Source organism: Streptomyces sp. NPDC029292 (genome assembly GCF_055569295.1).
Window position 1 is genome coordinate 1 of record NZ_JBVHXR010000024.1, and the last position, 13,204, is coordinate 13,204.

General features: G+C 70.3%; 13 protein-coding genes and 1 pseudogene. 8 read left to right on the plus strand and 6 right to left on the minus strand.

From position 1 onward, the window contains the following. The 3 genes from ACZ4WS_RS38885 to glgB all read left to right on the plus strand — a co-directional run. A partial coding sequence (locus tag ACZ4WS_RS38885; protein WP_467987791.1) for an alpha-glucosidase C-terminal domain-containing protein occupies positions 1-226 on the plus strand: 226 nt, incomplete at its 5' end. Between the two features lie 103 nt (positions 227-329). Next, on the plus strand, positions 330-1,739 hold the full coding sequence (locus tag ACZ4WS_RS38890) for a maltokinase N-terminal cap-like domain-containing protein (protein WP_467987793.1): 1,410 nt from the start codon (positions 330-332) through the stop codon (positions 1,737-1,739). 35 nt (positions 1,740-1,774) lie between these two features. Further along, positions 1,775-4,261, plus strand: a complete 2,487-nt coding sequence (glgB, locus tag ACZ4WS_RS38895) for a 1,4-alpha-glucan branching enzyme (protein WP_467987795.1) — start codon at positions 1,775-1,777, stop codon at positions 4,259-4,261. Positions 4,262-4,408: 147 nt separating this feature from the next. On the opposite strand, the gene ACZ4WS_RS38900 is transcribed toward glgB, so the two are convergent. The 3 genes from ACZ4WS_RS38900 to ACZ4WS_RS38910 form a co-directional block, all read right to left on the minus strand. Beyond that, a complete protein-coding gene (locus tag ACZ4WS_RS38900) occupies positions 4,409-6,637 on the minus strand; it encodes a HelD family protein (RefSeq protein WP_467987796.1) in 2,229 nt (742 codons plus the stop codon). Positions 6,638-6,823: 186 nt separating this feature from the next. Continuing rightward, positions 6,824-7,156 carry a thioredoxin gene (gene trxA / locus ACZ4WS_RS38905; protein WP_467987798.1) on the minus strand — a complete coding sequence of 111 codons (333 nt, stop codon included), beginning with the start codon at positions 7,154-7,156 and terminating at the stop codon, positions 6,824-6,826. Next, positions 7,153-7,581 (minus strand): MerR family transcriptional regulator, encoded by a 429-nt coding sequence (locus tag ACZ4WS_RS38910; RefSeq protein WP_467987799.1) that lies wholly within the window; start codon positions 7,579-7,581, stop codon positions 7,153-7,155. Before ACZ4WS_RS38910 ends, trxA begins: the two co-directional genes overlap by 4 nt. 67 nt (positions 7,582-7,648) lie before the next feature. Here ACZ4WS_RS38910 and ACZ4WS_RS38915 point away from each other — a divergent pair. Then, positions 7,649-8,149: pseudogene (locus ACZ4WS_RS38915) on the plus strand (hypothetical protein); the annotation flags it as partial. Positions 8,150-8,273: 124 nt separating this feature from the next. Here the strand turns inward: ACZ4WS_RS38915 and ACZ4WS_RS38920 are convergent. After that, positions 8,274-8,789 carry an Lrp/AsnC family transcriptional regulator gene (locus ACZ4WS_RS38920; RefSeq protein ID WP_467987801.1) on the minus strand — a complete coding sequence of 172 codons (516 nt, stop codon included), beginning with the start codon at positions 8,787-8,789 and terminating at the stop codon, positions 8,274-8,276. 75 nt (positions 8,790-8,864) lie between these two features. On the opposite strand from ACZ4WS_RS38920, the gene ACZ4WS_RS38925 reads away from it, so the two are divergent. From ACZ4WS_RS38925 to ACZ4WS_RS38935, 3 genes are all read left to right on the plus strand, one after another. Then, a complete protein-coding gene (locus tag ACZ4WS_RS38925; RefSeq protein WP_467987802.1) occupies positions 8,865-9,812 on the plus strand; it encodes an NAD-dependent epimerase/dehydratase family protein in 948 nt (315 codons plus the stop codon). 1 nt (position 9,813) lies between these two features. Continuing rightward, positions 9,814-10,710: an aldo/keto reductase gene (locus ACZ4WS_RS38930; protein WP_467987803.1), complete on the plus strand. Its 897-nt coding sequence runs from the start codon at positions 9,814-9,816 to the stop codon at positions 10,708-10,710. Between the two features lie 119 nt (positions 10,711-10,829). Continuing rightward, entirely contained in the window at positions 10,830-11,120 is a 291-nt protein-coding gene (locus ACZ4WS_RS38935) for an Lrp/AsnC ligand binding domain-containing protein (protein ID WP_467987804.1), read from the plus strand. 7 nt (positions 11,121-11,127) lie between these two features. Here ACZ4WS_RS38935 and ACZ4WS_RS38940 read toward each other — a convergent pair whose 3' ends face one another. After that, positions 11,128-11,757: a maleylpyruvate isomerase family mycothiol-dependent enzyme gene (locus ACZ4WS_RS38940; RefSeq protein ID WP_467987805.1), complete on the minus strand. Its 630-nt coding sequence runs from the start codon at positions 11,755-11,757 to the stop codon at positions 11,128-11,130. Positions 11,758-11,864: 107 nt separating this feature from the next. Between ACZ4WS_RS38940 and ACZ4WS_RS38945 the strand changes: the two genes are divergently transcribed. Then, complete coding sequence (locus tag ACZ4WS_RS38945) at positions 11,865-12,305, plus strand: MarR family winged helix-turn-helix transcriptional regulator (RefSeq protein WP_467987806.1); 441 nt, start codon at positions 11,865-11,867, stop codon at positions 12,303-12,305. A gap of 4 nt (positions 12,306-12,309) precedes the next feature. Here ACZ4WS_RS38945 and ACZ4WS_RS38950 read toward each other — a convergent pair whose 3' ends face one another. Further along, a complete protein-coding gene (locus tag ACZ4WS_RS38950; RefSeq protein WP_467987808.1) occupies positions 12,310-13,074 on the minus strand; it encodes a DUF2127 domain-containing protein in 765 nt (254 codons plus the stop codon). Between the last annotated feature and the right edge of the window lie 130 nt (positions 13,075-13,204).

The window sequence follows — 13,204 nt, forward strand, 5'->3', positions numbered from 1 at the left end:
CGTCATCGCGTTCCTGCGCGAGCATGAGGACGATCTGGTGCTGTGCGTGCACAACTTCTCCCGCTTCGCCCAGCCCACCGAGCTGGACCTGCGGGCGTTCAACGGGAGGCATCCGGTCGAGCTGATCGGCGGGGTGCGATTCCCGGCCATCGGTGACCTGCCGTACTTGCTGACCCTCGCGGGACACGGCTTCTACTGGTTCCGGCTCCGCAAGGACGCCGTATAGAACCCCGGTCGGCGGGGCGGTTTCTCCCGCCCCGCCCTGGGCACGCATCAGTAACACCCCGACTCCCCCGGTCTCCGGGCCTCTGGGGAAAGGACGCGACGCCATGTCGGAAGCCGCAACCCACTCTGCCACGGCCCCCGTCGCACGCCCCGAGCTGCTCGCGTCCCTCGATCCACTGCTGCGGGAGTGGCTGCCCCGGCAGCGCTGGTTCGCGGGCAAAGGGCGTCCGGTGACCGGATTCTCGCTGGTGGCGGCGGTGGAACTGCTGCCGACCACAGCCAAGTTGGGCCTGCTCCACCTGCTCGTACGCGCCCATCAGCCGCTGACTCCGACGCAGGGTGCCGTCGCGCATCCCGGCGACTGCTACCAGCTGCTGATCGGCGTACGCGAGGCGCTGCCACCCCGGCTCGCGCCCGCGCTGATCGGGCATCTGGAGGAAGGTCCACTGGCCGGTCGCACGGTGTACGAGGCGCTGTACGACCCGCGCCCCGCCGCCGTACTTCTGGAAGCCCTGCGGACCCGGGCCCGCATCGGCGAGCTGCGCTTCGAGCGTGAGCGGCGCCGGGGGGTCCGGGAGATCCGGGGCGATCTGGTGCCACGGGTGGTGACGTCGGAGCAGTCCAACTCGTCCATCGTCTACGGAGATACGTTCATCCTAAAGCTGTTGCGCAGGGTCGTGCCGGGGACCAATCCTGATCTGGAGCTTCCGCTGGCGCTGTCCCTGGAGGGCTGCGCGCGGGTGCCCGCCCCGGCGGCGTGGATGGTCGCGGACCTGGGCGAGGAGAAGACGTACGTACTCGGTGTGCTCCAGCCCTTCGTGCAGGGCGCTTCGGACGGCTGGGAGCTGGCGCTGCGCGAACTGGCCAAAGGCGAGGACTTCGCCGGCGAGGCGCGGGAGCTGGGCCGTGCCACGGCCGAGGTGCACACGGCGCTGGCCAGTGCGCTGCCCACGGCCACGCTCGGCCGCGCGCAGATGGAGCCGCTCGTCGACGGCATGACCGAGCGTCTGGAGGCGGCCGCGCAGGCGGTACCCGCGCTGCGTCCGTACGCGCCCGGTCTGCGCACCGCCTTCGAGGCGCTGGCCGACCTGGCCGCCGAGGGCCACACCTGGACCGCGCAGCGCATCCACGGCGATCTGCACCTCGGCCAGTGCCTGCGCTCCCCGTCCGGGGAGTGGTCACTGATCGACTTCGAGGGCGAGCCCTCGAAACCGCTCGCCGAACGCCGGATGCCGCAGCCACCGGCCCGGGACATCGCGGGAATGCTCCGCTCCTTCGACTACGCGGCCCACTCCCACCGCCCCCTGATACCGGGCTGGGCCGACGCCTGCCGGGCCGCGTACTGCACCGGGTACGCGGACGTCACCGGCCTCGACCCGCGTACCGACCCCGTACTGCTGCGCGCCTACGAGACGGACAAGGCGGTCTACGAAGTCCTGTACGAGGCCCGGCACCGGCCCGACTGGCTGCCGGTGCCGCTGGCGGCGGTTCGCCGGCTCGCCGCATCCCCCTGACGTTCCCACCTCACCCTGCCGAGGAGGCCCTGCCCGTGACGCCCCGCCCTCCGTCCGACGACAGTCCGAAGAAGACCGGCGCGAAGAAGACGGCCGCATCGAAAGAGACGGCCGCATCAAAGAAGGCGACTGCATCGAAGAAGGCGGCCAAGGCAGCCAAGAAGGCCACGGGGAGCGAGGGGGGCGCGAAGCCTTCGAAAGCGTCGGTGCCTGCGCAGGTTTCCAAGGCGTCGAAGGCGTCGAAGGCGGCACCGAAGGCTTCGAAGAAGGTGCCTGAGCCTGTCGGGGCAGACGTTCCCGAGCCCGTCGTGGGCGACGTGCCCGGTCCTCCCGTCTTCGCCGGTGTGGAACCCGGTGACCGGGAGCGGCTGCTGAGTGGCACGCACCACGATCCGCACGGGGTCCTCGGGGCCCATCCGGTGCCGGGCGGTGTGGCATTCCGGGCCTTCCGCCCGTACGCGCTGGCGGTGACTGTCGTGACGGACGACCTGCGTGCCGAGCTGCACGACGACGGAGACGGTTTCTTCTCGGGGCTGCTGCCGCTGCGTGCGGTCCCGGCGGCGTACCGGCTGGTCGTGGCCTACGAGGGGACGGTGCAGGAGACCGAGGACGCGTACCGCTTCCTGCCCGCGCTCGGCGAGTTCGACCTGCATCTGCTCGGCGAGGGCCGCCACGAGCAGCTGTGGCAGGCGCTCGGCGCGGAGCCGATGGTGCACCAGGGCGTGACCGGAACCCGCTTCACGGTCTGGGCGCCGAACGCACGCGGCGTCCGCCTCGCCGGCACCTTCAACTTCTGGGACGGCACGGGGTATCCGATGCGGTCGCTGGGCTCCTCAGGGGTCTGGGAGCTGTTCGTCCCCGCGATCGGCGAGGGCGAGCTCTACAAGTTCGACATCACCCGCCCCGACGGTACGCACACGTTGCGCGCCGACCCGATGGCCCGGCGCACCGAGGTCCCGCCCAGCACCTCGTCCATCGTGGACGCGTCCCACCATGAGTGGCGGGACGAGGAGTGGATGGCGGGTCGGGGCGCGCGTCCGGTGCACGAGGCTCCGTTCTCGGCGTACGAGGTGCATCTGGCATCCTGGCGCCCGGGACTGACGTACCGCCAACTGGCCGATCAACTCCCCTCCTACGTCGCCGACTTGGGCTTCACGCATGTGGAACTGATGCCGGTGGCCGAGCATCCCTTCGGTGGGTCGTGGGGCTATCAGGTGACCGGCTTCTACGCGCCGACGGCCCGTCTGGGCGCCCCCGACGACTTCAAGTACCTCGTCGACGCGCTGCACCGGGCCGGGATCGGTGTGCTGATGGACTGGGTGCCGGCGCACTTCCCGCGGGACGACTGGGCGCTGGCCGAGTTCGACGGGCGCCCGCTGTACGAGCACGCGGACCCGCTGCGGGCCGCCCACCCCGACTGGGGCACCCTGGAATTCGACTTCGGGCGGCGGGAGGTGCGCAACTTCCTGGTCGCTAACGCCGTGTACTGGTGCGAGGAGTTCCACATCGACGGCCTGCGGGTCGACGCCGTTGCCTCGATGCTCTACCTCGACTACTCACGCGAGCCGGGCCAGTGGACCCCCAACGAACACGGCGGCCGGGAAAACCTCGACGCGGTGGCGTTCCTCCAGGAGATGAACGCCACGGTCTACCGCCGCAACCCGGGCGTGGTGACGATCGCGGAGGAGTCGACGGCGTGGGACGGCGTCACCCGGGCCACCCACCACATCGGCCCCGGCGGCTTCGGCGGGCTGGGCTTCGGCCTGAAGTGGAACATGGGCTGGATGCACGACTCGCTGGGCTACGTCGCCCATGAGCCCATCCATCGCAAGTACCACCACAACGAGATGACCTTCTCGATGGTGTACGCCTACAGCGAGAACTACGTCCTGCCCATCTCCCACGACGAAGTCGTCCACGGCAAACGCTCACTCGTCTCCAAGATGCCCGGCGACTGGTGGCAACAACGCGCCAACCTCCGCGCCTATCTGGCCTTCATGTGGGCCCACCCCGGCAAACAACTCCTCTTCATGGGCCAGGAATTCGCCCAGGGCGCCGAATGGTCCGAAGCCCACGGCCCCGACTGGTGGCTCCTCGACCCCGCCTACGCCGCCGAACCCGACCACCGCGGCGTCCGCGACCTCGTCCGCGACCTCAACACCACCTACCGCCACACCCCCGCCCTCTGGGAACGCGACACCGACCCCGCCGGCTTCGCCTGGATCGCCGGCGACGCCGCCGACGACAACGTCTTCGCCTTCCTCCGCCACGACGCCGACGGCACCCCCCTGCTCGCCATCTCCCACTTCGCCCCCGTGGTCCGGCACGGCTACCGCCTCGGGGCACCCGAAGACATCCCCGCCTGGCACGAGGTCCTCAACACCGACGCCGCCCGCTACGGCGGCAGCGACGTCCACAACCCCGACCCCGTCAAACCGGAACCGCACGCCGCACACGGCCGCCCGGCCAGCATCCAGCTCACGCTGCCACCCCTGGCCACGGTGTGGCTGCGACCTGCCTGAGCCTTTCTTCGCCCCTCAAACGCCGGACGGGGCTGAACTCAGCCCGTCCGGCGTTTGAGGACGAGGCCGTTCAGGCCGATACGGGGGTCTGGGGGCGGAGCCCCCCAGGGACGGGAAGGGTAGGGGCGGAGGGGGCGAAAACCCGCCTTACGCCACCCCCACCCCCCGCAACACCCCAGGCAGCTCCCCCGTATAAAGCACACCCAACGCCTGCGTAGCTCGCGTCAGGGCGACATACAGATCGCTCGTCCCGTACACCCCGGGCTCAACCACCAGCACCGAGTCGAACTCCAGCCCCTTGGCCTGCCGAGGATCGAGCAGCACGACGGTACGGGTCAGATCGGGCTCCGCACCCGCGACCACCCCATCCAGCCGCCCGGCCAGCAACGCATGCAACGCCCGAGGCGCAATCACCGCAACCCTCCCCTCGGCAGGAGTCAGCTCGGCAACAGCCTTGGCCACGGCACCACCAAGATCGTCCCCGGCGTCCCGCACCCACGGCCGCACCCCCGTGGACCGCACAGACCGAGGCGGCTCGAACCCAGGAGACGAAGCCCGCACCACCCCCGCCGCGACCTCCATGATCTCGGACGGAGTCCGGTAGTTGACGGCGAGACGCGTGTGCTCCCACCGGTCCCCGACGTAGGGGGAGAGGATCTCCTCCCACGACCCGACCCCCGCCGCCTCCGCGGTCTGCGCCGGGTCACCGACGAGCGTCATCGACCGTGTAGGACTCCGCCGCATCAGCAGCCGCCACGCCATCGGCGACAGCTCCTGCGCCTCGTCGACGATGATGTGGCCGAAGGCCCAGGTCCGGTCGGCCGCCGCACGCTCGGCGGCGCTGCGGTGGTCGTCCTCCTCGTGCCGCTCGGCCATCCGCTCGGCGTCGATGATGTTGTGCGCGGAGAGGACCTCGGAGTCCTCCTCGGCCTTGTCCTCGAACTCATACGTCCGGGAGGCGTAAGACACATCCAACACACCCTGCGCGTAAGCGACTTGGGTGCGGCGCTCCTGGTCCGCCAGGGCCCGCGCCACCCGGTCGTCCTCGCCGAGCAGCTCGGCGGCCTCGTCGAGAAGCGGAACGTCCGCGGTGGTCCACTCACGGGTGACCGGCCGCCGCACCGCGTCCGCGTCCTTGTCCGACACATACCCCTCGGGCGCGGCGAGAAAGTCCGCGACCAGCCGCTGCGGAGTCACCCGCGGCCACAACTGGTCAATGGCCCCCCACACCTCAGGATTCTCGGCCAGCTCGTCACGGATCTGGGTGATGTCGCTCGCGTCGAGAAGGTTCGAGCCGTCGAACGGATCCGTGCCGATGCGTTCGACCAGCATGTCGGTGAGGGTGTTGAGGATGTGGCCCTCGAAGTGCTCGCGCGCCACGTTGTGGGGCAGCCTGGCCTCGCGCGTGCGCTCGCGGGCGACCTGCACGAGCCCGGCGTCGAGCATCAGTATGTCCCGGTCGTGCTCGATGGCGATCACCGGATCGGGAAGGGCCTGCCAGTCCCGTACGACCTCGGCGAGCACGTCGGCCATGTCGGCGCGCCCCTTCACGGCGGCCGCCTCGGGGGTGTCCGTGGCCGTCGCCTTCACCCCGGGGAACAACTCGCCGACGGTCGCGAGCAGCACGCCCGTCTCGCCGAGCGAGGGCAGCACCTCGCCGATGTAGCCGAGGAAGGCGGGGTTCGGGCCGACGATCAGGACGGCACGCTTGGCCAGCAGCTCCCGGTACTCGTACAGCAGATAGGCGGCCCGGTGCAGCGCGACGGCCGTCTTGCCGGTGCCGGGACCGCCCTCCACCACCAGGACGCCCTGGTACGGCGCACGGATGATCTGGTCCTGCTCGGCCTGGATGGTCTGCACGATGTCGCTCATACGACCGGTGCGCGCCGAGTTGAGCGCGGCGAGCAGCACCGCGTCGCCGGTCGGGTCCTCGTGACCGGTGCGTTCGTGGTCGCCGAGGTCGAGGATCTCGTCGTGCAGGTCGGTGACGTGCCGGCCGTCGGTGGTGAGGTGCCGGCGCCGCCGCAGGCCCATGGGCGTGTGGCCGGTGGCGAGGTAGAAGGGGCGGGCGACCGGGGCCCGCCAGTCGATCAGGATCGGGGTGTGCTCGGTGTCGTCGGCGCGGATGCCGATCCGGCCGATGTGGTGGCTGACGCCGGAGGTGAGGTCGATGCGGCCGAAGCAGAGCGAACCGTCCACGGCGTTCAGCGCGGCGAGCAGGCCCGAGCGCTCGGCGACCAGCACATCCCGCTCGAGCCGTGCCTGCATGGGCGTACTGCCCTGCGCGAGCGCGTCCCCGACGGACGCCTCCGTGACACCGCGCAGCGCGTCCACGCGCGTGTACAACCCGTCGATGAATTCCTGCTCATGCCGCAATTCATCGTCGGGAAAATCTGTGTGCGAGCCCCTGTTTGACAATTCCGCTCCCGCTCGGATATACTGTGGCCAGTGAACTTCTTTGCGACTCAATCCCCTTGAAGTCGCGAATCATTGAATATACGCAAAGAAATCCCCCGAGCGCAATTGCTCGGGGGATTTCTTTTGTTTGTCGGGCCGGGATGCTCAGAGCACGTCGGACAGCTCCTCCAGAAGCCGTCGCTTGGGGCGGGCCCCCACCATCGACTTCACCGGCTCGCCGCCCTGGAACACCATCAGTGTGGGCATCGACAGGACGCCGTACGCGATCGTGGTCTGCGGGTTCCTGTCCACGTCCAGCTGGACGATCTTGAGCCGGTCGCCCTCCTCGAAGGCGATGTCGCTGAGCACCGGCGCCAGTTGCCGGCACGGTCCGCACCAGTCGGCCGTGAACTCCACCAGTACGGGCAGATCCGACCCGATCACCTCCGCCTCGAAGTCCGCGTCCGTCACCTCGGCCACGCCTGCTGCCTTGATCATCGCCTCAGTCCTCCCAGTTCGCATACGGGTTCCGGGCCGCCCGGAACCTCCGCGTCGGCCGCCAGCGCCTCCCGCGCGGCCTCGGCCCGCGCCAGCTGCTCGCCGACCTTGGCGCGCACCGACGCCAGCTCGTCGATCAGCGCGTCGAGTTCGCCGAGCTTGCGGCGGTAGACGGCGAGCGAGGCGGGACACGAGTCGCCCTCCGGGTGCCCGGCCCGCAGACACTCCACGAAGGGCCGCGTCTCCTCCAGGTCGAACCCGAAGTCCTGCAGCGTCCTGATCTGCCGCAGCAGCCGCAGGTCGTGCTCGTCGTACGTCCGGTACCCGTTCTCGCCCCGCCGCGCGGGCAGCAGCCCCCGCGACTCGTAGTACCGCAGGGTCCGCGTGGTGGTCCCGGCCCGCGCCGCCAGCTCGCCGATTCGCATGCGTTGACGGTAATCCTTGACGCCGACGTCAACGCAAACCGTTCTGAGCGAGAGGCAGTGAGGCCCCATGAGCCGTACGACCCCGCCGCGCCCCCTGGACGTGGAGGCGCTCTTCCCCGGCCTCGACGCCCACCGGCGTACGACCACGCGACTGCATCCGCGCCGCGGGAACCCGTCCGTCGCGGACAGCTCGGTCGGCGGGCCGCTGCTGTGGCCCGCCGACGAACCCTGGCCGGTGTGCACGGAGCCGCACAAGCGGAGCAGCGGTGAGCGCCCTGCGGACATCCGGCGCAAGCGGCGGATCCTTGAGGAGGCGTGGGCGCGTACGCCGGGACCCGGCGAGCGACCCGGGCCGACCGACGAGGAACGCGAGATCCTCGGCTCGCTGCGGCGCGGGCGGCACGCGCCGTGGCTGGCGGAGACCGACCCGATCCCGATGATCGGCCTGACCCAGCTGTACCGCCGCGACATACCCGACCTCACCGCCGGGCCCGCCGACCGCGATCTCCTCCAGGTCTTCTGGTGCCCGTTCGACCGACACGGCCCCAACGGTTACGGCATGTCACTCCAGCCGGTCGGGTCGAACACGCCCACCGAGGTCACCGTCGGCCGCTGGGGCACCGGATACCTCTTCGTCTGCCCCGCCGACCCGGCCCACCCCCACCGGATCAGCATCCAGTAGTTCGGATGGCTCAGGCCGGCGGCAGCAACGGCTTCCGTACCACCGGTGACGACAGCACGATCGACGTCGTCGTACGCCCGAGCGCGGAGGTCTGTTCCAGGACGTCCTCCAGGTGGATGGTGTCCTCGACGGCCACCTTGAGGATCCAGCAGTCCTCGCCGACGACGTGGTGCACCTCGACGACCTCGGGGCGGGCCAGCAGCTCCAGGGTCCTGGGGTGCTTCAGGTTGTAGCCGCCATGCGGGTTGACGCGGATGAAGGCCTGGATGCCGTAGCCGAGGCGGGACGGCACGACATGGGCGCCGTAGCCGGTGATGGCGCCCGCGGACTCCAGGCGGCGCACGCGTTCGGCGACGGCCGCCGGGCTCAGCCGGACCCGGCGGCCCAGCTCGCTGAGCTTGATCCGGCCGTCGATCTGCAGCAGTTCCAGGATCTGCCGGTCCAGGGCGTCGAAGGCCACCGACGTTTCGTTGGTGGCGGCTCGCAGATGCCGTGGTTCCTTCGGTGCCGCGGCCGGATCTCCCATGGCTCCCCCTTCAGATGTGACGCGCAGGCCAAGAGAATTATCACCACAAGGCCGGAGGATCGCTGGAGGGGCATCGTGCGTCACATATGTGTCATTGGCGGGAATCGTTATTTCGGGAAGCGCCTGATAACGCGACTGATGGCCGCGGGAGATCAGGTCACCGTCATCAACAGAGGCTCGTCGGCACCGCCCGCGGGGGCCATTCATCTCGTCGCCGATCGCAATGACGAGAAGTCCCTGCTGATCGCCCTGGGCGCACGGACCTTCGACGTCGTCATCGACCAGGTCTGCTATACGCCGAGGCAGGCGGAGATCGCGCGCCTGGTATTCGCCGGGCGCACACGGCGGTACGTCATGACGTCCACCGTCGAGGTGTACGCGTACGAGGACTCGGCCGCCCTCGTACGCGAGGATGCCGTCGATCCCCGTACGGTCGCCGTCGACCTCGAACTCCCCTGGGACGACCAGGAGTTCCTGGAGGCGCACTACGGCGAGGGCAAGCGGCAGGCCGAGGCGGTCCTCGCGGCCGACCCCGCCTTCCCGTACGTGTCCGTACGCGTCGCCCATGTACTGGGCGGGGACGACGACTTCACCGGCCGCCTCGACCACTACGCCGACCGCATCCGCACCGGCGAGCCGATCACCGTACCCGCCGTGAACCACCCGGCGACGTACATCCACGTCGAGGAGATAGCGGACTTCCTCGCCTGGACCGCCGGCGCGGAATTCACCGGGCCGGTGAACGCCGCGTCCCACGGGGTGCTCACCACCGAGGAGTTGTGCGAGGCGGTCGCCGTGCACCTCCCGGGGGGCAGGACGGTCTTCCGGAGTGTCGAGGTCGGGGAGGTCTCACCGTTCTCGTTCGCCCGCTCGTACGCGATGGACAACTCGCGGGCGACGAAGCTCGGTTTTCCCTTCGGTGAGGCAAGGGAATGGCTGCCGCGCGCGGTCGCGGAAACCCTCGGCACGGACACCGTCAGCGCGGGCACCGCCGGCGCGGACACCCTCAGAAAGGGCAACTGACATGATCCATCGCCCCCTTGGAGACCTCCGGGTCGGCGCGATCGGCCTCGGCGCGATGCCGCTGTCCATCGAGGGCCGCCCCGACGAGGCGCGGGCCCTGGCCACGGTGCACGCCGCCCTCGACGCGGGCGTCACCCTCCTGGACACGGCGGACTCCTATCACCTGCCCGGCGACGAACCCGGCCACAACGAACGTCTCGTGGCCCGCGCCCTGGCGACGTACGGCGGCGACACGGCCGACGTCCTGGTGACCACGAAGGGCGGGCGCGGCAGACCGGCAGACGGCAGCTGGACGGTGACCGGCTCCCCGCGCCACCTCAAGTCGGCGGCCGAGGCCTCCCTCAAGCGGCTCGGCGTGGAGGCGATCGGCCTCTACCAGCTCCACAAGCCCGACCCCGCCGTCCCCTTCGAGGACTCGCTGGGCGCCCTGCGCGAGCTCCTGGACGAGGGCAAGATCCGCCTCGCCGGGATCTCCAACACGACCACCGACCAGATCCTGAAGGCCCACGCGATCCTCGGCGACGGCCTGGCCTCGGTCCAGAACCAGTACTCCCCCGCCGTACGGGACAGCGAGCGCGAGCTCCGGATCTGCGCCGAACTGGGCATCGCCTTCCTGCCGTGGAGCCCGCTGGGCGGGATCTCCCGCAGTTCCCTGGACGGACCGTCGAAGGCGGAGTCCGACGACCGTTTCGGCGCCTTTCACGAGGTGGCCCGCGAGCGCGGCGTCAGCCCCCAACAGGTCTGCCTGGCCTGGTTGTTGGCGATCTCCCCGACTGTGATCCCGATTCCGGGCGCCAGCCGCCCCCAGACGATCCGGGACTCGGCGGGGGCGGCGGACCTGGTGCTGGAGCCGGAGGAGATGGAGCGGCTCGACACCGCGGCGGATCGAGCGCGCTAATACGCGTCACCGTCCCCCGCCACATCCAGCCCTCTAGTACTCGTCACCGTCCCCCGCCACATCCAGCCCTCTAGTACTCGTCACCGTCCCCCGCCACATCCAGCCCTCTAATACTGTGGATGTCGGTCGCCCCGGCCCATCTCGACGCGGTGGCTCGAACCCTCGCCGGGCACGACGAGTTGGCGTTCGTCGCGGCGACCACCGGTCCGACCAACCTGGTCGCCCAGGCCCTGTGTCCGAACCCGGCTGCCCTGCACCACTACCTGACCCGCCGTCTGGGCGCGCTCAACGCGATCCGCACGCTGGAGACGGCTCCCGTACTCCGAACGGTCAAAGCGGCGGGCCCACTGGCCGGGCCCGCCGCTTCGCTCCCCCGTGGCGCCTCCCCCGGGCGCCGGCCAGCCCGCTGAAACAGGCTCAGTTGTCCATGGTCACGGCCTTGTTGAGCCGCGGGGCCGCCGCCTCCGTACGCCCTGTCAGCAGGAGCAGCAGCGCCGAGATCGGTCCGCTGACCTCCGCCCCCGCACCGCGCGTCCACGGCACGTCGGTGGCGACGAGCCGGTTGCGCGGGAGGGGCCAGGGCCTGGGCGGGAACCGCATGGTCCACACCCGGTCTGCGGCGTCGCGGGCCGCCTCGACGGGCATGGTGCGCTCCCTGCCGACCGCGAGGGCGATGTCCTGGCCGTGGACGAGGATGTCGAGGAGGGGCTCGCGGCGGGTGGTACCGGGGGCGAGACGGCGGGAGCCGATGATCGAGCGGAGGTTCGCGACGATCTCGGCGACGGGCAGTTCGGCCTCGCGGACCGCCGAGTCGTGGATCATCCGGTCGACGTTCCCCCGAGCGCGGACGACTTCGCGCACTACAGCGCTGTACGAGAATCGCGCGGCGATGCTGAGATGCGCGGCAACGTCCCGCACCCGCCAGTCACCGCACCGCGTCGGCGTCTGCCACTCCTCGGGGCTCAGCCCCTCCAGCAGGTCCGCCAGACTCGCCCGCTCGCGGTCGACGATTCGCCAGCGCTCGTCCGTCCCCAGTACGACACCCATGGGAATCACCGCCTACTGAAGTGGTAAGCTTCTCTGACCAAATTAGTCAGAGTCTCTGACCAATGTCAAGCAGTCGAATGCCGAGCGGTCGAAGGAGTGTGCCGACGATGGTGACGGAGAGCGAGCTCAACACGGGCGTGCTCCTGTTCCTCCCGTACCGGGCCCTGGAGAACCGCGTGTTCACCGCACTCGCCGAGGCCGGCTTCGACGACTTCACGCCCGCCCAGGCCCGGGTCATGCAGCGCATCGGCCCGAACGGCACACGGCTGACCGACCTCGCCGAACAGGCCCAGATCACCAAGCAGACCGCGGGCTTCCTGGTCGACCAGTTGGAGAAGGCGGGCTACGTACGGCGGGTGCCGGACCCGACCGACAGGCGGGCCCGGCTGGTGTGCGGGGCGGACAAGGCATGGGCGGCCAAGGAGGTCGCCGACGCGGTGGTCGCCGAGGTGGAGAAGGAGTGGGAGACCCACCTCGGCAAGCGCCGCATGAAGCAGCTGCGCGAGGCGCTCACGCTGCTGCGGGAGATCACCGACCCCTGGGCGTAGAGCCTCAGACCATCACCCCGGCCGACTCCTCCACCTCCAGCAGCGACGCGCTCTGCCGCTCCGCCTCGAAGGCCTTGCGCCCGCCGCGCAGCCCGAAGAGCCGTTTGGCGAGGGCGATGTAGAGGACGGCGAGGATGTTGAGGACGAGCGTGCCGATCTTCAACCAGCTGATGTGCTCGGTGAGTTCGTAGATCTCCAGCGGGAGGAAGGCGGCGGTGGCGACGACCGTGAGGTACTCCGCCCAGCGCTTGGCGTACCAGAGGCCGCCCGCCTCGACGAGCTCGATCAGGGCGTACGCGAGGAGCAGCGCGGCGACCAGCACGAGTGTGGAGTGCTTGTAGCCGAAGGTCTTCTGGATGGTGCCGACCACGGGCGAGTGGTCGAGGTCGTAGTGGAAGTGCTTGAAGACCGGCCGGAAGACGTCGAGGTACTCGTCGAAGAGCCGGCGCACCGAGGTCTGGCTGTTGCTGAACTTCCACACGGCGGCCGCGACCAGCACGATGAACACGCCGCGCACGGCCCGCTCGATGGCCAGGAAGCGCAGGATGAACAGATCGCGCAGCACCTTGCCGCGCGGCACCAGCGGAGCCTCGGCCGCCGGACCGGAACCATGCGGCTCACCCAGCACGAAGTCGCCGCAGCGCAGACAGCGCCAGGCCTCGCCGAGGCTCGTCTCGGCGCGCAGCCGCTCCCGCAGCGCCTGCTCGGCGGGTGCGTATGTCACGTGCCCACGCCGCCCACAGGTGCGCCGGTCCCAGTCGATCTTCATGCTCCGTATCCTCCGCAGAACGTGCCGTGGGGGGGGGGGGGGGGGGGGGGGGGGGGGGGGGGGGGGGGGTGCGGGGGGGGGGGGTGGGGGGGGTGGTGTGTGCGCGGTCGGGGGACGGGGAAAGGGGGGA